The 17,503-nt window shown below is 69.5% G+C and carries 14 protein-coding genes and 1 riboswitch; of the genes, 8 read left to right on the top strand and 6 right to left on the bottom strand.

Going from position 1 to position 17,503, the window contains the following annotated elements; genetic code table 11:
- Positions 1-118: 118 nt before the first annotated feature.
- Positions 119-1,333, bottom strand: a complete 1,215-nt coding sequence (gene nagA / locus JEQ17_RS21220) for an N-acetylglucosamine-6-phosphate deacetylase (protein WP_234048299.1) — start codon at positions 1,331-1,333, stop codon at positions 119-121.
- A complete protein-coding gene (locus tag JEQ17_RS21215; RefSeq protein ID WP_200396703.1) occupies positions 1,330-2,313 on the bottom strand; it encodes an ROK family protein in 984 nt (327 codons plus the stop codon). Before JEQ17_RS21215 ends, nagA begins: the two co-directional genes overlap by 4 nt.
- A gap of 191 nt (positions 2,314-2,504) precedes the next feature.
- Between JEQ17_RS21215 and JEQ17_RS21210 the strand changes: the two genes are divergently transcribed.
- The 3 genes from JEQ17_RS21210 to otsB all read left to right on the top strand — a co-directional run bounded on the left by JEQ17_RS21210 (position 2,505) and on the right by otsB (position 5,300).
- Positions 2,505-3,770, top strand: a complete 1,266-nt coding sequence (locus JEQ17_RS21210) for an ABC transporter substrate-binding protein (protein ID WP_456115131.1) — start codon at positions 2,505-2,507, stop codon at positions 3,768-3,770.
- Between the two features lie 136 nt (positions 3,771-3,906).
- Positions 3,907-4,146: a DUF3263 domain-containing protein gene (locus tag JEQ17_RS21205; RefSeq protein WP_200396702.1), complete on the top strand. Its 240-nt coding sequence runs from the start codon at positions 3,907-3,909 to the stop codon at positions 4,144-4,146.
- A gap of 299 nt (positions 4,147-4,445) precedes the next feature.
- Entirely contained in the window at positions 4,446-5,300 is an 855-nt protein-coding gene (gene otsB, locus JEQ17_RS21200) for a trehalose-phosphatase (protein ID WP_200396701.1), read from the top strand.
- A gap of 104 nt (positions 5,301-5,404) precedes the next feature.
- Here the strand turns inward: otsB and JEQ17_RS21195 are convergent, their stop codons facing one another.
- Positions 5,405-6,814, bottom strand: coding sequence for an alpha,alpha-trehalose-phosphate synthase (UDP-forming) (locus tag JEQ17_RS21195; RefSeq protein ID WP_200396700.1), 1,410 nt, complete (start codon positions 6,812-6,814; stop codon positions 5,405-5,407).
- 128 nt (positions 6,815-6,942) lie between these two features.
- Positions 6,943-7,890 carry a glucosyl-3-phosphoglycerate synthase gene (locus JEQ17_RS21190; protein WP_200396699.1) on the bottom strand — a complete coding sequence of 316 codons (948 nt, stop codon included), beginning with the start codon at positions 7,888-7,890 and terminating at the stop codon, positions 6,943-6,945.
- A 216-nt stretch (positions 7,891-8,106) separates the two neighbouring features.
- A riboswitch (SAM riboswitch) is annotated at positions 8,107-8,264 on the top strand.
- A 17-nt stretch (positions 8,265-8,281) separates the two neighbouring features.
- Between JEQ17_RS21190 and thrC the strand changes: the two genes are divergently transcribed.
- From thrC to groL, 4 genes are all read left to right on the top strand, one after another.
- On the top strand, positions 8,282-9,586 hold the full coding sequence (gene thrC / locus JEQ17_RS21185; RefSeq protein WP_200396698.1) for a threonine synthase: 1,305 nt from the start codon (positions 8,282-8,284) through the stop codon (positions 9,584-9,586).
- A 125-nt stretch (positions 9,587-9,711) separates the two neighbouring features.
- Positions 9,712-9,987: a MoaD/ThiS family protein gene (locus JEQ17_RS21180; RefSeq protein WP_200396697.1), complete on the top strand. Its 276-nt coding sequence runs from the start codon at positions 9,712-9,714 to the stop codon at positions 9,985-9,987.
- A gap of 455 nt (positions 9,988-10,442) precedes the next feature.
- A complete protein-coding gene (locus JEQ17_RS21175; protein ID WP_007493268.1) occupies positions 10,443-10,649 on the top strand; it encodes a cold-shock protein in 207 nt (68 codons plus the stop codon).
- A 337-nt stretch (positions 10,650-10,986) separates the two neighbouring features.
- Entirely contained in the window at positions 10,987-12,609 is a 1,623-nt protein-coding gene (gene groL / locus JEQ17_RS21170) for a chaperonin GroEL (RefSeq protein WP_200396696.1), read from the top strand.
- Positions 12,610-12,754: 145 nt separating this feature from the next.
- On the opposite strand, the gene JEQ17_RS21165 is transcribed toward groL, so the two are convergent.
- A complete protein-coding gene (locus tag JEQ17_RS21165; protein WP_200396695.1) occupies positions 12,755-15,247 on the bottom strand; it encodes a phospholipase D-like domain-containing protein in 2,493 nt (830 codons plus the stop codon).
- A 278-nt stretch (positions 15,248-15,525) separates the two neighbouring features.
- Here JEQ17_RS21165 and JEQ17_RS21160 point away from each other — a divergent pair, with 278 nt between their 5' ends.
- Positions 15,526-16,650, top strand: a complete 1,125-nt coding sequence (locus tag JEQ17_RS21160) for an NADH:flavin oxidoreductase (RefSeq protein WP_200396694.1) — start codon at positions 15,526-15,528, stop codon at positions 16,648-16,650.
- Positions 16,651-16,795: 145 nt separating this feature from the next.
- Here the strand turns inward: JEQ17_RS21160 and JEQ17_RS21155 are convergent, their stop codons facing one another.
- Entirely contained in the window at positions 16,796-17,491 is a 696-nt protein-coding gene (locus JEQ17_RS21155) for an alpha/beta fold hydrolase (protein WP_200396693.1), read from the bottom strand.
- Positions 17,492-17,503 lie beyond the last annotated feature (12 nt).

Raw genomic sequence — 17,503 nt, 5'->3', positions numbered from 1 at the left:
CGTGAAGTGGACGCGTGGAACGCGCCTGCCGGTTGTTCCGGAGGCCTGATCATGCCAAAGGGAACGGCGGTCGGCCCAGTCCCGGGGGCCGACCGCCGTACAGCAACAGGTGTGTGAATCACCCCAGTTGGGGATCCACCACCCATTCGCCCCGGCGCATCACGCCCTTGAGTTCGAAGTCGGCGTCCAGCACCACCAGGTCCGCGTCCTTGCCCGGCTCCAGTGAGCCCACCCGGTCGTACAGACCCAGTGACCTGGCCGGATTGGCCGCGATGGCCGAGACGACGTCCTCGATCGGCAGCCGGTCCACGGTCACCGCCCGCTTGAAGGCCCGGTCCAGCGTGAGCGTGGAGCCCGCGATCGAACCGCCCTCCACGAGCCGCGCCACACCCTCGCTGACCTCGACCTCCAGCGGGCCGAGCATGTACCGGCCGTCGCCGAAGCCCGCCGCGTCCATCGCGTCCGTGATGAACGCCACTCGGTCGCCGCCCGCGTGATGGAACGCCAACTGGAGGGAGGCCGGGTGGAGATGGACACCGTCGTTGATCAGCTCGACCGTGATCCGCTCGTCCTCCAGGAGGGCGGCGATCGGACCGGGGGAGCGGTGCCCGAGCGTGGGCATCGCGTTGAAGAGGTGCGTCGCCACGGTCGCGCCCGCGTCGATGGCCTCCACCGTCTGCTCGTACGTGGCGTCCGTGTGGCCGATCGCCGCGATGACGCCGTGCTCGGCGAGGAGGCGTACGGAGTCGATGCCGCCCGGCAGTTCGGTGGCGAGCGTGACCATGCTGGCCCGGCCGCGCGCCGCGTCGATCAGCTTGCGGACCTCCGCCGGGTCCGGATCGCGCAGCAGCTCCTCGGAGTGGGCGCCCTTGCGGCACGGGGAGATGAACGGGCCCTCGAAGTGGATGCCCGCGAGGTCGCCCTGCTCGGCCAGTTCGGAGAGGAGCCCGGCGCGCTGGGCGAGGCCGTCCATGTCGCCGGTGACGGTGGAGGCGACGAGGGTCGTCGTGCCGTGCAGGCGGTGGGTGTGGATGCCCTTGAGGATCTCCTCGACCGTGCCCGAGGTGAAGGAGGCTCCGCCGCCGCCGTGGTTGTGCATGTCGACGAAGCCCGGGACCACCCAGTGGTTTCGCAGGTTCACCGTCGGAGCGCCCACGGGAGCGCTCCCGGCGATGCGCGTGCCCTCGACGATGACGCGGCCGCCGTTCACCGTCCCGGTGGGGAGTACGACGTTGGCACCGGAGAGGACCACTACGTGCGGGTCGGTGGGGGCTGGTCGCGCAGTTCCCCGCGCCCCTTGCGGGGCGCTGTCGTGAACCCGGTTCATGGTCATCGGGTGGTTACCTCCGAAGCGGGGGTGGAAGCGGAAAGGGTGCTCAGCAGGTCCCAGGCCAGGAGGCCCGCGCCCAGGCAGCCGGCCGTGTCGCCCAGTGCCGCGGGGACGATGGAAGGGAGTTTCTGGAAGGTGACGCGTCGCTCGACCGCGGCTCGTAGCGGTGTGAACAAGGTTTCCCCCGCTTCGGCGAGACCGCCACCGATGATCAGGGTGCGTGGGTCCAGCAGGGTGAGTGCGGTGACGAGCCCGTCGGCCAGCGCGTCCACGGCCTCCTGCCAGACCACCAGGGCCCGGGGGTCCCCGGACTCGACGGCCTTCGCGCAGTCCGCCGCGTCCGCCTCCGGGTCGCCGGACGCCTCGGCCCAGGCCTCGCTGACCGCCGCGGCGGACGCGAACCGTTCCAGACAGCCGCGCTGGCCGCACGGGCAGGGGGTGCCGCCGGGGCGTACGACGATGTGGCCGATCTCGCCCGCGAAGCCGTGCGCGCCCGCCTCCACCCGGCCGTCGATGCCGATCGCGCCCGCGATACCGGTGCCGAGCGGCACGAACAGGAAGCGGTCCGCGCCCTGGCCCGCACCGATGCGGCCCTCCGCGAGGCCACCGGTGCGTACGTCGTGGCCGAGGGCGACCGGGATCCCGTCCAGCCGTGCGCTGAGCAGATCCCGCAGGGGTACGTCGCGCCAGCCGAGGTTGGCCGAGTACGCGGCGATGCCGCGGTCGGCGTCCACGATGCCGGGCACGGCGACGCCGACGGCGGCCGCGGGCTCGCCGAAGTGGCGCTCGCCGTGCGCGCGCAGGTCGGCGGCGAAGGCGAGGATCGACTCGACGACGGAGTCCGGACCGTGCTCGCGGCCCGTCGCGCGGCGGGCCCGGTGCAGCACGGGGGGTGTCCCTCCGGAGGGCGCGGCGTCGACCGCCCCCACGAGGGCGGCCTTCATCCCGGTGCCGCCCACGTCCAGGGCGATGACATGTCTCACGGGTACAGTGTCGCCCCTTACCCCGTGAGAGGTCTAGTCCACTCACGTGGTGTAGACCTTAGAGCGAAATTGCGAATCGAAAGCATGCGATCGCACGTGTGAACGAGCCGTGCGGGCGGGCCGGGTGAACCGGCAGTGTGAATCGGCAGTGTGAATCGGCAGTGCGGGACGAGAAGGTTGGGGCGGCAGCGGTGCAGCGGCGAGTGACAGGTCTGATCGCGGTGGTGTCCGCGCTGGGCATGACGGCGGCCCTCGGCGGCTGCGGCGGTTCCACCGAATCCGGGGACGTCACGCTGCGACTGGTCGCGGCCGACTACGGCGACTCCAAGGCCAACAGCTCCCAGAAGTACTGGGACGCGCTGACCAAGGCGTACGAGGCGAAGAACCCCGGGATCAAGGTCGAGGTGAGCGTCTACTCCTGGAACGAGGTGGACGCCAAGGTCAAGGACATGGTCGCCGACGGTGACGCACCCGACATGGCACAGATCGGCGCGTACGCCGACTACGCCGCGAAGGGGCAGCTCTACAAGGCCGATGACCTGCTCTCCATCAACACCCAGGCCGACTTCGTGGGCCGGCTCACCGAGGCCGGCGAGATAGACCGGACGCAGTACGGCATGCCGTTCGCCTCCTCGACGCGGCTGCTCTTCTACAACAAGAAGCTCTTCAGCGACGCGGGCCTCACCCCGCCGCAGACCTGGAGCCAGCTCGCGTCCGACGCCGAGGTCCTCAAGTCGCGTGGCGTGAAGTATCCGTACGCGCTGCCGCTGGGCCCCGAGGAGGCGCAGGCCGAGACGATGATGTGGCTGCTGAGCGGCGGCGACGGCTACACCGACACGGTCGGGTCGTACGGCATCGACTCCAAGCAGAACGTCGAGACCTTCACCTGGCTCAAGGAGAAACTGGTCGAGAAGGGACTCACCGGACCCGTCGCGCCCGCGAATCTCAACCGTGCGGAGGCGTTTGCGGCGTTCACTCGCGGTGAGGTCGGAATGCTGAACGGCCACCCCACGCTGATGCAGGCCGCCGCGGCGAAGGGCGTGAAGTTCGGCATGGTGCCGATGCCCGGGGTCGACGGGCGGTCCAAGGCGACGATGGGCGTCGCCGACTGGATGATGGCCTTCAAGAAGCCCGGGCACGCCGAGCAGGTCGGGGACTTCCTCGACTACGTCTACAGCGAGAAGAACGTCCTCGAGTTCTCGCACGAGTACGACCTGCTGCCGGTGACCACGTCGGCGTCCGAGGCCATGGCCGCCGACAAGTCCGACGCGGATCTTGTCGGCTTCCTCGACGAGTTGCCCAACGCCGAGTTGTATCCCGTGGCCAAGACGTCCTGGGCGTCCGTCAGCGCGGACATCAAGCAGCAGATAGGCAAGGCCGTGGGCCCGAAGGGCAACCCGGCGGCGATCCTGGGCCAACTTCAGCGGGCCGCTGCCGCGGAGGAGAACGCGGCGTAGGTCTGTCCGCCGGCTGGGTGGGTGCGGGTCCGTGGGGGCTGGTCGCGCCGTTCCCCGTGCCCCTGAAAGACTGCGCCGTTCCCCGCGCCCCTGTCGGGGCGGGGCTCTGTCGGTGGCAGCGGCTAGCGTGCCGGGCATGGATGACTCGGAGCTGACCTCCCAGGAGCTTGCCGTTCTTGCTTTGGAGCGGCGGGGGTGGGCCACGCCGGGGGCCAAGGAGCGGGCGATACGGGAGGAACTGGGGCTGGCCCCCGTCCGCTACTACCAACTCCTGAACGCCCTCCTGGACGCGCCGCGGGCCCTGGCCCACGACCCCGTCACGGTCAATCGGCTGCGACGGGTGAGGGATGTGCGCCGAGACGAGAGGGAGGGGTGAGGGTTTTCCTCGCCCCCGCCGCCCCTACCCATTCCCGTCCCTTTCTGGGGCTCCGCCCCAGACCCCGTCCGTTGCGATTTCGGGTGCGGGTCCGGTGGGGGCTTGTCGCGCAGTTCCCCGCGCCCCCAGGCGCCTGGGGGCGCGGGGAACTGCGCAGTCTTTTGGTCTTTTTGGGGGTTCGGGGGCGTAGCCCCTGAGTCAGGGACGATGGGGGTCCCCCCGCTCGAGCGAAGCCGAGAGTGGGGGAGGGTAGGGGCGGCGGGGGCGAAAGACTTCGTGCCCGCGGATAGGGTCGCAGCATGGCCAGTCACCCCGAGTCATCGTCGATGCCGACCCCCGTGACCCCGGCGGGCCGAGACGGCCTCGAAGCCATCATCACGCGCCCCGCCGGGGCAGTCCTCGCCTTCGACTTCGACGGCACCCTCGCCCCGATCGTCCCGGACCCCGAACAGGCCAGGGCCCACCCGGACGCCGTACCCGCCCTGGCGGCACTAGCCCCGAAGGTCGCCTCCGTCGCAGTCGTCACCGGACGACCGGCCGGCGTGGCCGTACGCCACGGCGGCTTCGCCGGAGTCCCCGGCCTGGAGCACCTGGTCGTGCTCGGCCACTACGGGGCGGAACGCTGGGACGCCGTCACCGGCACAGTCCAGGCCCCCGCCGCCCACCCCGGCGTGGCCGAGGCCCGCGCCGAACTCCCCGGCTTCCTCGACGCCATCGGCGCCTGGCAGGGCACGTGGATCGAGGAGAAGGGCCGGGCGGTCGCGGTCCACACCCGCCGCGCCCAGGACCCTCAGGCCGCCTTCGAGGCCCTCCGCGAACCCCTCGCCGAACTCGCCACCCGCCACGGCCTGATCGTCGAACCGGGAAGAATGGTCCTGGAACTGCGCCCGCCCGGCATGGACAAGGGCGTCGCGCTGGGCGAGTACGTCCGAGACGTCGGCGCCGAGTCGGTCATGTACTGCGGCGACGACCTCGGCGACCTCCCCGCCTTCGCCGCCGTCGACAAACTCCGCTCCGACGGCATCCACGGCCTCCTCGTCTGCAGCGGCAGCAACGAGGTGACAGAACTCTCCGACCGCGCGGACCTGGTGGTGGACGGCCCGGAGGGGGTAGTCCGCCTACTGGCAGCACTGGCGACTGAGCTGGCCCGATAAGGGGCGCGGGGAACGGCGCAATCTTTTGCTTTCAGGGGCGCGGGGAACTGCGCGACCAGCCACAACGAACCCGCACGGTCCAAACAACCCCGCGCCGGCGAGCCCTACGAGTCCAGCGCGTGAAGCTGGTCCAAGAACCACTGCGCCGGAGGCAAGGCGGTGGCAGCCGCAGCCAACCGCTTGGTCCTCTCGGCCCGTTCCCCCACCGGCATGGTCAACGCCTCATGCAACGCCCGGGCCGTCCCCGAAACGTCATACGGGTTCACCACAACCGCATCCTCGCCCAACTCCTCGTACGCCCCCGCCTCCCGCGAGAGCACCAGCACGCACCCGTCGTCCGACACGACCGGCACCTCCTTGGCGACGAGGTTCATACCGTCCCGGATGGGGTTGACGAGGGCCACGTCCGCGAGCCGGTAGGAGGCCAGGGAACGCGCGAAGTCGTCCTTGAGGTTCAGCAGGACCGGGGTCCAACCGGGCGTCCCGTACTGCGAGTTGATCCCGTCCGCGACCCGCTGCACCTCGGCCGTGTAGTCGCGGTAGACCGCCAGGTCCTGCCGCGACGGGTACGCGAACGCCACGTGCACCACCCGCTCGCGCCACTCCGGCCGCTCCTCCAGCAGCTCCCGGAACGCCAGCAGCCCGCGCACGATGTTCTTGGACAGCTCGGTCCGGTCCACCCGCACGATCGCCTTGCGGGCACTGCCGTCAGGAGCCGTGCCGATCTGCTCGCGCAGTACCGCCAGCCGCTCGTCCACGTCCGGCCGGTGCGAGCGCTCGCGCAGGAAGTCCGCGTCCGCCCCGAGACCGTGCACCCCGATCCGCGTACCGGAAGGGATCCCGGGACCCAGGACGGCGTGACAGCAGTCCGTGAACGCGTCCGCCCACCGCTGGGTGAGGAACGCGGCCCGGTCCGCCCCGAGGATCCCGCCGAGCACCTTCGCCGCGATGTCGTCCGGCAGCAGCCGGAAGTACTCCGGCGGCGCCCACGGCGTGTGCGAGAAGTGCCCGATCCGCAGGTCGGGGCGGAGCTCGCGGAGCATCCGCGGGACGAGGGTCAGGTGGTAGTCCTGCACGAGGACGGCAGCGCCCTCCGCGGCCTCCTCGGCCAGTGCCTCGGCGAAGGCGTGGTTGTACGTCTCGTACGCCGCCCACTGGCGCCGGAACTCCTTGTCGAAGACCGGCTCCAGCGGTGTCTGGTAGAGCAGGTGGTGGACGAACCACAGCGCGGAGTTGGCGATGCCGTTGTACGCGGCCTCGTGGGTGTCGGCGTCGATGTCCAGCATCCGTACGCCGTCCTCGCCCACCCCGCGTCGTACGGCCTCGCGGTCGCCGTCGCCGAGGGCCGAGCACACCCACAGGGCGCCCGCGTCCGGGCCGATCGCGGAGAGCCCGGACACGAGGCCGCCGCCGCCGCGCTTGGCCGTGAGCGCCCCGGTCTCGTCCAGGGTGTACGAGACCGGGCCGCGGTTGGAGGCGACCAGGATGTTGTGGGTGGCGCGGGTGGAGACCATGCCTCGAAATCTAGCCCCCGGTGTAAACGCTCAAACGTTCCCACTCGCCGTGGTGCGTGAGGTGTGCCTCGCCCGGCCGCCGGTGGGGGCTGATCGCGCAGTTCCCCGCGCCCCTTACGGGGCGCTCCTCATGCGGCTTTCCTCTCCACGTACTCCTCGATCTCCGCCATCGGCGGCCTCTCCTCCATGTCCACCGAGTACGTGCGGGGCTCGAAGCCCTTCTCGCCTCGTTCGAACTGGGTCAGGGAAGGGCGGATCATGTGGCCGCGGGCCAGCCGGAGCTGGGCGGTGCGGTAGATCGCGGCGGACATGCGGCCCAACGCCTGGCCGTCCTGGTGGCGGTGTTTGCGGACGCCCACGTCGACCTGGGCCAGGGCGTCCAGGCCCACCAGGTGCAGCGAGTCGACCAGCATGCCCAGCTCCACGCCGTACCCGACGGGGAACGGGAGCCGTTCGAGGAGGGAGCGGCGGGCCGCGTACTCCCCGCCCAGCGGCTGGACGAAGCCGGCCAGCTGCGGCCAGTGCATGTTCAGGAGCGGGCGGGCCATGAGTTCGGTGACCCGACCCCCCTGACCTGCGGCGGAACCCAGCGGGCGGTCGTACATCGCCTTGACGAGGTCCACGCCCGGTTCGGTGAGCAGCGGGCCGACGATCCCGGAGACGAAGTCCGCCGAGAACTCCTTCAGGTCCGCGTCGACGAAGGCCACGATGTCCCCGCGGGTGACGAGGAGCGAGCGCCACAGCACCTCGCCCTTGCCGGGGACGGCCGGCAGCCGGGGCAGGATCTCGTCCCGGTGCACGACACGAGCACCCGCCTCGGCGGCGACCTCGGAGGTACGGTCCGTCGAACCCGAGTCGATCACCACGATCTCGTCGACGAGCGGCACCTTCCTGGTCATCAGCTCACGGCGGATGATCGCGACGATCTCGCCGACGGTCTCCTCCTCGTTGAGCGCGGGCAGTACGACACTCACCGTGGAGCCGGTGGCACGCTTCGCGGCGATGAGTTGCTTGAGCGGGCGGTCCTCGACGGACCAGGAGCGCGTGCTCAGCCAGCGCTCGACGTCTTCCAGCACGTGCGGCTCTCCCTTGCGTTCATTGGGATGCGTGTGCCCGCCGCGGCCTGCAGTGTGGGTTGCGTCACTGTCATCTCGCGGTTCGGACGGCTCTCTCCACCATCCAGGCCTTCGGTTACAGTCTTGAACAACGCTGATGACCATCGCATGTCGGGGGTCGTTGCGTGTACAACCAAAAGCACGACCAGAAGCACGACCAAAACCACAACTGAATACCGCTCATCCAGAGGGGCAGAGGGATACGGCCCGTTGAAGCCCCGGCAACCCTCCAGCCGGTCTCGTCCTGATCATCGTCGATCAGCGCAGCGAGGCTCCCGGCTAGGGAAGGTGCCAAATCCGTCTCACGGCGAAGTGCGTCGTGAGGAAGATGAGGAGAAAGGGCCTCGCCTCCATGGCTGCGCAGACAGTTGCAAGCACCACGAACTCCACCCCCGCCGCGAACTCCGTCGACCTCGGCCCGGCCGCCGCGCTTTCCTGCCGCGAATGCGGCCACCGCGTCCCGCTCGGTCCGGTCTTCGCCTGCGAGGAGTGTTTCGGCCCGCTGGAGATCGCGTACGACTTCTCGGCCTACGACACCGAGGAGCTCCGCAAGCGGATCGAAGCGGGCCCCGCGAACATCTGGCGCTACGCGCCACTGCTGCCCGTCCCCGCGGACGTGGCCGACAAGCCCAACATCAACCCCGGCTGGACCAAGCTCGTCCAGGCCGACAACCTGGCGCGCGAGCTGGGTGTCGAGGCCGGCAAGCTCTTCGTGAAGGACGACTCGGGCAACCCGACGCACTCCTTCAAGGACCGGGTCGTCGCCCAGGCGCTTGAGGCCGCGCGTGCCTTCGGCTTCACCACCCTCTCCTGCTCCTCCACCGGCAACCTCGCCGGTGCGGTGGGCGCCGCCGCCGCGCGCGCCGGCTTCCGTTCCTGCGTGTTCATCCCGCACGACCTGGAGCAGGGCAAGGTCGTCATGGCCGCGGTCTACGGCGGCGAGCTCGTCGGCATCGAGGGCAACTACGACGACGTGAACCGCTTCTGCTCCGAGCTGATCGGTGACCCGGCCGGCGAGGGCTGGGGCTTCGTCAACGTCAACCTGCGGCCGTACTACGCGGAGGGGTCCAAGACCCTGGCGTACGAGATCTGCGAGCAGCTCGGCTGGCAGCTGCCGGACCAGCTCGTCGTCCCGATCGCCTCCGGGTCGCAGCTCACGAAGATCGACAAGGGGCTCCAGGAGCTGATCAAGCTCGGGCTCGTCGAGGACAAGCCGTACAAGATCTTCGGTGCGCAGGCCGAGGGCTGCTCGCCGGTGTCCGTGGCGTACAAGGCCGGGCACGACGTCGTACGGCCGCAGAAGCCGAACACGATCGCCAAGTCGCTCGCCATCGGAAACCCGGCGGACGGTCCTTACGTTCTCGATATCGCCCGGCGTACGGGTGGGGCCGTGGAGGACGTGAACGACGAGCAGGTGGTCGACGCGATCAAGTTGCTCGCGCGGACCGAGGGGATCTTCGCGGAGACCGCCGGTGGTGTGACGGTGGGGGTGGCGAAGAAGCTGATCGAGAACGGTCTGCTGGATCCGAGTCTGACCACTGTTGTGCTCAACACCGGTGATGGTCTGAAGACCCTGGACGCGGTTGCTTCCGACACGGGGCTGACTGCGACGATCCGGCCGAACCTGGACTCTTTCCGTGAGGCTGGGCTCGGTTAGTCGTTGTTCCTTCGCTGCGGGCCGTGGGGGCTGGTCGCGCAGTTCCCCGCGCCCCTGAAAGCAAAAGACTGCGCAGTTCCCCGCGCCCCTGGAGGGGCCACCCACTCCGACGGAGGTCCAACCCCATGAGCGTCAACGTTCGTATCCCCACCATCCTGCGTACCTACACGGGCGGTCAGGCCGAGGTTGCCGCCGAGGGGGCGACTCTCGGTGCGGTCATCGCCGATCTGGAGAAGAACCACGCCGGGATCGCCGCCCGGGTCCTGGACGACCAGGGGCAGCTGCGCCGGTTCGTCAACGTGTACGTGAACGACGACGACGTCCGCTTCGAGCAGGGTCTTGAGACGGCGACGCCGGACGGGGCCGGGGTCTCGATCATTCCCGCGGTCGCCGGCGGCTGACCGCCGGGCGGCGCCCCGAGGGCTGATCATTACCTTCGGTAACGGCCGTCACCGAGAGTTCATCGAATTGCCCCCTCCGTGAGAGAAGCGGAAGGGGCAATTCTGTATGGTTGAGCGCGGTACAGTTGGGGAACCTGCTTCGATCTGCACGCCGGGCGCATTGAGATCCCGCCCGAAGCCCGACAAGAAGTAGCCAAAGTGCCCCGCCTTTTTGAGCCTTTTATGGCATTCATGGGGCCCGACTTGCCCTGAATCTTCGTGAATTCTTCACATATTCCCGATCGGTCGTGCCCGGAATTCTCGTCGGATTGACCTGTTGCAGACGGCAGTTGGACGGATACATTCAGCCGCGGTCGACGCGTTCCGGCGCACACCCCCAACCGTTGGGGGGTGAGGTCTGACCCGGATCCGCGAAGTGCGGGTCTGTGCAAGGGCCAGTAATAGGGGAGTTAGGCATGGCTCAGGGCACCGTCAAATGGTTCAACGCGGAGAAGGGGTACGGCTTCATCGCGGTCGACGGTGGTGCGGATGTTTTCGTCCACTACAGCGCGATTCAGATGGACGGCTACCGCACCCTGGAAGAGGGTCAGCGGGTCGATTTTGAGATCTCGCAAGGCCAGAAGGGGCCGCAGGCGGACATGGTCCGACTGGCGACCGGCTGAAGCACGCGCCGACTTACTGCAGCGACGTTCTTCTTCCGAAGGGCTCGTACCCCACGGGGTGCGGGCCCTTCGGCACGCCCGCGCGCCGTCCATGCCCCCTCTTTCCACTCTCGCCCCACCTGCTCCCACCTGCGGATCATCCTGAGCCGCTTGCACTCGCATGGGTCGAGTGCTAATCATTGGCGTTAGCACTCTGAAGGTGAGAGTGATAACGAGGACCGGGTCGGTGAGGCCCGCTGGCCGGGTGGGGCAAGGAACCACGAGGTCGGCAGGCCGTCCGTCGCGGGCGCGGGCGCGGTCCTGGAGATTCCACCCCAGTCCGGGAGGACCACTTCACATGGCCAAGATCATCGCGTTCGACGAGGAGGCACGGCGCGGTCTCGAGCGCGGGATGAACCAGCTCGCCGACGCCGTCAAGGTCACCCTTGGTCCCAAGGGTCGCAACGTCGTCCTCGAGAAGAAGTGGGGCGCCCCCACGATCACCAACGATGGTGTGTCCATCGCCAAGGAGATCGAGCTCGAGGACCCGTACGAGAAGATCGGCGCTGAGCTGGTCAAGGAAGTCGCCAAGAAGACGGACGACGTCGCCGGTGACGGTACGACCACCGCGACCGTCCTCGCCCAGGCACTCGTCCGCGAGGGCCTGCGCAACGTGGCGGCCGGCGCCAACCCGATGGCTCTCAAGCGCGGTATCGAGAAGGCCGTCGAGGCCGTCTCCGGTGCCCTCCTTGAGCAGGCCAAGGATGTCGAGACCAAGGAGCAGATCGCTTCGACGGCCTCCATCTCCGCCGCCGACACCCAGATCGGCGAGCTCATCGCCGAGGCGATGGACAAGGTCGGCAAGGAAGGCGTCATCACGGTCGAGGAGTCCCAGACCTTCGGTCTGGAGCTCGAGCTCACCGAGGGTATGCGCTTCGACAAGGGCTACATCTCGGCGTACTTCGCCACCGACATGGAGCGTATGGAGGCCGTCCTCGACGACCCCTACATCCTGATCGCCAACTCGAAGATCGCCAACGTCAAGGACCTGCTCCCGCTCCTGGAGAAGGTCATGCAGTCGGGCAAGCCGCTGCTGATCATCGCCGAGGACGTCGAGGGCGAGGCCCTGTCGACCCTGGTCGTCAACAAGATCCGTGGCACCTTCAAGTCCGTCGCCGTCAAGGCTCCGGGCTTCGGTGACCGCCGCAAGGCGATGCTGAACGACATCGCCATCCTCACGGGCGGCGAGGTCATCTCCGAGGAGGTCGGCCTCAAGCTCGAGAACACGGGCCTGGAGCTGCTCGGTCGCGCTCGCAAGATCGTCATCACCAAGGACGAGACGACGATCGTCGACGGCTCGGGTTCGGCGGACCAGGTTGCCGGTCGCGTCAACCAGATCCGTGCCGAGATCGAGAACTCCGACTCGGACTACGACCGCGAGAAGCTCCAGGAGCGCCTGGCGAAGCTGGCCGGCGGCGTGGCCGTCATCAAGGCCGGTGCCGCCACCGAGGTCGAGCTCAAGGAGCGCAAGCACCGCATCGAGGACGCTGTTCGCAACGCGAAGGCGGCCGTCGAGGAGGGCATCGTCGCCGGTGGTGGCGTGGCTCTGCTCCAGGCTTCCTCGGTCTTCGAGAAGCTGGACCTGGAGGGTGACGAGGCGACCGGCGCCAACGCCGTGAAGCTCGCCCTGGAGGCCCCGCTCAAGCAGATCGCCGTCAACGGCGGCCTTGAGGGCGGTGTCATCGTCGAGAAGGTGCGCAACCTGCCCGTCGGCCACGGCCTGAACGCCGCGACCGGTGAGTACGTCGACATGATCGCCGAAGGCATCATCGACCCGGCGAAGGTCACGCGCTCCGCTCTGCAGAACGCCGCGTCCATCGCCGCGCTGTTCCTCACCACCGAGGCCGTCATCGCCGACAAGCCGGAGAAGGCGTCCGCGCCCGCCGGCGGCGGCATGCCGGGCGGTGACATGGACTTCTGAGCCCCTGCGCAAGCAGCCAAGGCTCGGTAGTTCATCGCAGTTCGCATTACGCAGTACTTCGCATTACGCGAACGAGGGCGGCACCCCATTCCAGGGGTGCCGCCCTCGGGCGTTTTCGCCGGCGTTTCCGTCGGCGGTGCCTTGATCAGGCGTTCTTGAACGCGTCCCGCAGGCGCATCTCGTTGTGGCCGTTGCCGTCGTAGTCGTCCGAGTACGTCAGCGCCAGACGGCCGTTCGCGGCCAGGGCCACGGCCGGGCCGCCCTGGCCCCCGCCGGTCACCACGTTCATCCGGGTGGGAACGAGCCGGTCGGTCGCGGTCCCGTCCGCGTTGAAGCCGCGGGCCCAGACGTCGTCCTGGCCGGCGTGCAGGGTCGCGGGGTTGCCGACGAACGCGTCGAAGGCCTCCTTCCACGCCACGACGAAGCTGCCGTCGTCGGCGACCGCCACATCGGCGTCGGCCTGGTCGGAGATCGGCCGCTTGCCGTCGACGAAGGGGCCGTCCACGGTGGCGTCCTCGGTGGTCCGCCGGTCGGCCGCCGCGGCGGCGCCGGCCGCCGAGAAGACGCGGTGCTGGATCCGCTGGTCCCGGACCAGGGTGCCGGTGCCGGTGGTGTACTCGTCCGTCCACGCCACGACGAACCGGCCGTCACCGGCCGACGCCACCGCGGGCCTGGTCTGCTGCCCGTCCGTGAGCGAGTTGGCCACCTTGCGGGCCACGGCGAAGCCGCCCGAGGTGGTCAGCTTCGCCACCCCGATGTTGAGGCCGCCGTTGCCGTCCGCGTCCTCCTCCCAGGCGACCACCATGTTCCCGGCGTCGTCGATCGCCGCGTCGGGCCGGCGGTTGGACCCGGCAGCACCGGAGTTGATCGTGCTGACCTGGACGTCCTGGTAGCGCGCGGCGCCGGTCGGCGACCAGCTGCTCGCGTACACCTGGTTGAGGGTCGAGCCGTCGGCCGTGGACTCCCAGGCGACGCCGTAGGAGCCGTCACCGGCCACGGCGACCGTCGGCCGCAGCTGGTCACCGTCACCGGAGGCGTGCGGGCGCGGCAGGGTGGTGACCGTGCCGGCCGGGGTGATCCGGCGTACGGCGATGTCGGCGTACTTGTTGCCGTCGTCGTCCTTGGCCCAGACGACGATCGCGTTGCCCTGGTCGTCCACGCCGACGTCGGGCTTCTGGTGCGACCAGGTGGTGCCGGTCCCGCTGTTGCTCAGCAGCTTCTCGTCCCACAGGGCCACGCCGTCCTTGTACATGCGGATGTACACGTCGGTGCCCAGCTCGGTGTCCGAGGGGTCGTGCCGGTCGCCCTGCTCGTACACGACCGCCGTGTAGACGGCGGAGGTGCCGCCGGAGGCGACGGCGCTGTAGTGCTGGTCGCCCTTGGTTTCCACGTTGACGCGGGAGTAGTGCTGGGACGTCGAGCCGTACTTCGTGGCGTCGATGTCGACCACGAGGGCGCGGGCCTTGTTGAAGTTGGCGACGAACGCCTGGTAGGTGCCCGCGTCGTCGATGCGCAGGATCGTCTCGTCGTTGGTCTTCAGCGAGCCCGCGGTCCAGTTGTGGGAGCCCGTGTACACGTGCTGGACCTGGGTGCCGTCGTCCTTCTTCCACTCCGTCAGCAGGTACTTGGAGTGCACGGTGCCGCGGTTGCAGGACGAGGTCGCCGTGGCCTTGTAGCGGCAGCCGCCGGGGCGGTTGCCGTAGGCCGGGATGTCGAGGCCGGCGAGTTCGTTGACGCCGTTGTTGCCGCCGCCGTCGCTGAGGTCGCGGACGTTCGCCTCGATGGCGCAGCCTTCGATCCGCTTGGTCTCCAGGGCCTCGTAGACGGCGGGGCGGGTGGAGCGCTGGTCGAGCTCGGCCGCCGCGATCCTGATCTTGCCGTCGTGCGTGCAGTCGACCTGGTCGATGAACGAGGCGAGGATGTCGGCGTTGCCGTAGTGAGTGGCGTCCGAGGCCGTGTCGCGCGGGGAGAAGTACGCCTCGACCGGGGAGTTCGGGTCGCCCGTGGTGTGGTCGTACGTCGTGTGCAGGCTGTCGCCTGCGTGCTCGACCTGGTCGTTGAAGTGGTTGCGGTACCGGGTGGCGAGGGCCGCGTTGTTCGCCACGACGACCGCGTTGTTGATCTCGCCGTCCTGGCCGCCCGCGAGGTTCTGCGAGCTCTGCCAGACGACGTTCTTGCGGCCGTCGGTGAGCGCGTCGAGCACCATGTACTTGTCGTGGTTGATCGCGCGTGTGTCGCCCGAGCCGTTGCCGAGACAGCCGTTGCTGCACCGGGTGAGGGTCGAGTCGCCCGTCAGCGGCAGCTGGCTCAGGTCGCCGGAGTTCACGCCCTCCGCGACGATGCGCAGGGTCACACCCCGCGTCTGCGCGGCGGCGAGCTTCTCCCGCAGGGCCGCGCTGCTGAACCAGTACATCCCCATGTAGAGGGTCGAGTCCGGCGCCGCGAGGTCGATCAGTTCACCGGCGCCGGTGCTGATCGAGTAGTCGTAGGCGCTCGTGGGCCTCGGGTAGTTGAAGACCGAGGTGTAGTTCCCGGAGACGACCGTCTCCGCCTGTGCGGTGGTCGTCGGAGCGAGCAGTGTGGCTCCGAGGGCGAGGGGGACGGCGAGAGCGGCCGCCCACCGTATCTGTCTACCCATCTGTTCCCTTGCGTTCGAATGGTGTTGATGGCCACCACACTTTATAGATCACTCGCGCGCAGCAGGTCGGCCTTGATCGGGGCGCGGGGGTGTGGCCGGGATCACGGGGGGTCGGCGGCGGGGTGGAGGAATGTCCTGGTCACCGGGGTGGTTGATGCGAGGAGTGATCCATGCGTGTGCACATACCAACGGGAATGCGCGTATGTACGCATGGATCCGCTGACCGACTGACCGACTGACCGACCGCTCGATCACTCCACCCCACGAGGAGCCCCTACGTGACTGTCGCCACCTCCGCCTCCCGCGCGGCCGAGATCCTTTCCCGGCCCGTCTCCATCAACGGCCTGACCGTTCCGAACCGGATCGCGATGGCGCCGATGACCCGGCAGTTCTCGCCGGGCGGTGTTCCGGGGGAGGACGTGGCGTCGTACTACGCACGCCGTGCCGCCGCCGGGGTCGGCCTGATCGTCACCGAGGGCACGTACGTGGGCCACGAGTCGGCGGGGCAGAGCGACAGCATCCCGCGCTTCCACGGTGAGGAGCAGCTGGCCGGGTGGGCGAAGGTCGCCGAGGCCGTGCACGCGGCGGGCGGGAAGATCGTGCCGCAGCTGTGGCACATCGGGAGTGTGCGCAGGGCAGGCGAGCCGCCGTTCACGGACGCCCCGTCCGTCAGTCCGTCCGGTATCCACACGGAGGGCGCCGAGGTCACCGGCAGGGCCATGACCCAGCAGGACCTGGACGACGTCATCCAGGCCTTCGCCGAGGCCGCTGCCGCGGCCGAGCGCATCGGCTTCGACGGAGTCGAACTGCACGGCGCGCACGGCTATCTGATCGACCAGTTCCTGTGGTCGGGCACGAACCGCCGCACGGACGCGTATGGCGGTGACCTCGTCGCCCGGACGCAGTTCGCCGCGGAGATCGTGGCCGCGGTGCGCGCCGCCGTCTCGCCCACCTTCCCGATCGTCTTCCGCTTCTCGCAGTGGAAGCAGCAGGCCTACGAAGCACGTCTCGCCGAGACGCCGGAGGAGCTGGAGGCGCTGCTGGCCCCGCTCGCCGCGGCCGGTGTGGACGCCTTCCACGCCTCCACCCGCCGCTACTGGCTCCCGGAGTTCGACGGCTCGGACCTGAACCTGGCCGGCTGGACGAAGAAGCTGACGGGCAAGCCGGTCATCACCGTCGGCTCGGTCGGCCTCGACGGCGACTTCCTCAAGGGCTTCCAGGGCGAGGGCGCCCCGGCCAGGGGCATCGACGACCTGCTGGACCGCCTGGAGAGCGACGAGTTCGACATGGTCGCCGTCGGCCGCGCCCTCCTCCAGGACCCGCAGTGGGCCGCGAAGATCCTCGACGGCCGCTTCGACGAACTGGGGGCATACGACGCGGCGGCACTGGGCTCCCTGAGCTGACCACCACTGCTCGCTGCTGTACGCCGAGGGCGGCGCCCCCTTCTCACGGGGCGCCGCCCTCGGCGTTGCGCGGGTCGGTCACGCGCTGCGGCCGACCTTCAGCACATGGACGACGGTGACGGTGGCGTCGAGGATCCGAAGCCCGTCACAGGCTCAGCAGCAAGTCCCGGACCGCCGCGGGCCGGGACAGGAACGGGTGGTGGCCGGTTTCGAGTTCGACGACGTTGGAGGCCCGGCGGGCGAACTCGTGTTGCAGGCGTGGCGGGGTGCCCCGGTCCTGAGTGCAGACGAGGTACGTCGAGGGCAGGTGCTGCCAGGCGGCCGCTCCGACCGGCTGCCCGGTCACCTGCACGCTCTGCCGGGCGAGGTGGTCCGCCGCCTGCGTCCGGATCTCGGGGTCGCAGTCCTGGAGGAACGTGTCCGCGAGCAGCTCGGGGCGGACCCCGAACGTGCCGGCCCCGGGGTCGATGTCGAGGAACGGGGCTGGGCTGCCGTCCCCGAAATCCGACAGGCTCTGCCCGACCTCGGGCAGGTAGCTGGAGACCAGCAGCAGATGGCGTACCGAATCGATTCCCGCGGCGGCCTCCGCGGTGACGATGCCGCCGTAGCTGTGGGCGACCACGACGGTCGGCTCGTCGTCGGCCCGCAGCACCCGGCGGACCGCCGCAACGTCCTCGGGCAGGCCCGGACCGTCGGCGCCGCCGGGCGGGCCCGTCTCGCCGCAGCTCGGCAGTGCCGGGGCCACGCTCGGCACGCCCTGCTCCCGCAGCAGCTCGGCGGTGCGGTGCCACCACCACGACCCGTCCCGCACGCACGCCCCGTGCACGAACACGACCCTCATCGCCACCTCCAC

This window comes from Streptomyces liliifuscus, from assembly GCF_016598615.1.
GTDB classification, from domain to species: Bacteria; Actinomycetota; Actinomycetes; order Streptomycetales; family Streptomycetaceae; genus Streptomyces; species Streptomyces liliifuscus.
The sequence above is the reverse complement of the archived record's forward strand: the minus strand, read 5'-3'. Positions and strand labels throughout refer to the sequence as shown.

Excerpts from the sequence above, each read along its gene's own strand:
- nagA (WP_234048299.1), bottom strand. The coding sequence starts at position 1,333 with ATGACCATGAACCGGGTTCACGACAGCGCCCCGCAAGGGGCGCGGGGA.
- JEQ17_RS21205 (WP_200396702.1), top strand. The coding sequence starts at position 3,907 with ATGGATGACTCGGAGCTGACCTCCCAGGAGCTTGCCGTTCTTGCTTTG.
- otsB (WP_200396701.1), top strand. The coding sequence starts at position 4,446 with ATGGCCAGTCACCCCGAGTCATCGTCGATGCCGACCCCCGTGACCCCG.
- JEQ17_RS21195 (WP_200396700.1), bottom strand. The coding sequence starts at position 6,814 with ATGGTCTCCACCCGCGCCACCCACAACATCCTGGTCGCCTCCAACCGC.
- thrC (WP_200396698.1), top strand. The coding sequence starts at position 8,282 with ATGGCTGCGCAGACAGTTGCAAGCACCACGAACTCCACCCCCGCCGCG.
- JEQ17_RS21180 (WP_200396697.1), top strand. The coding sequence starts at position 9,712 with ATGAGCGTCAACGTTCGTATCCCCACCATCCTGCGTACCTACACGGGC.
- JEQ17_RS21175 (WP_007493268.1), top strand. The coding sequence starts at position 10,443 with ATGGCTCAGGGCACCGTCAAATGGTTCAACGCGGAGAAGGGGTACGGC.
- groL (WP_200396696.1), top strand. The coding sequence starts at position 10,987 with ATGGCCAAGATCATCGCGTTCGACGAGGAGGCACGGCGCGGTCTCGAG.
- JEQ17_RS21165 (WP_200396695.1), bottom strand. The coding sequence starts at position 15,247 with ATGGGTAGACAGATACGGTGGGCGGCCGCTCTCGCCGTCCCCCTCGCC.
- JEQ17_RS21155 (WP_200396693.1), bottom strand. The coding sequence starts at position 17,491 with ATGAGGGTCGTGTTCGTGCACGGGGCGTGCGTGCGGGACGGGTCGTGG.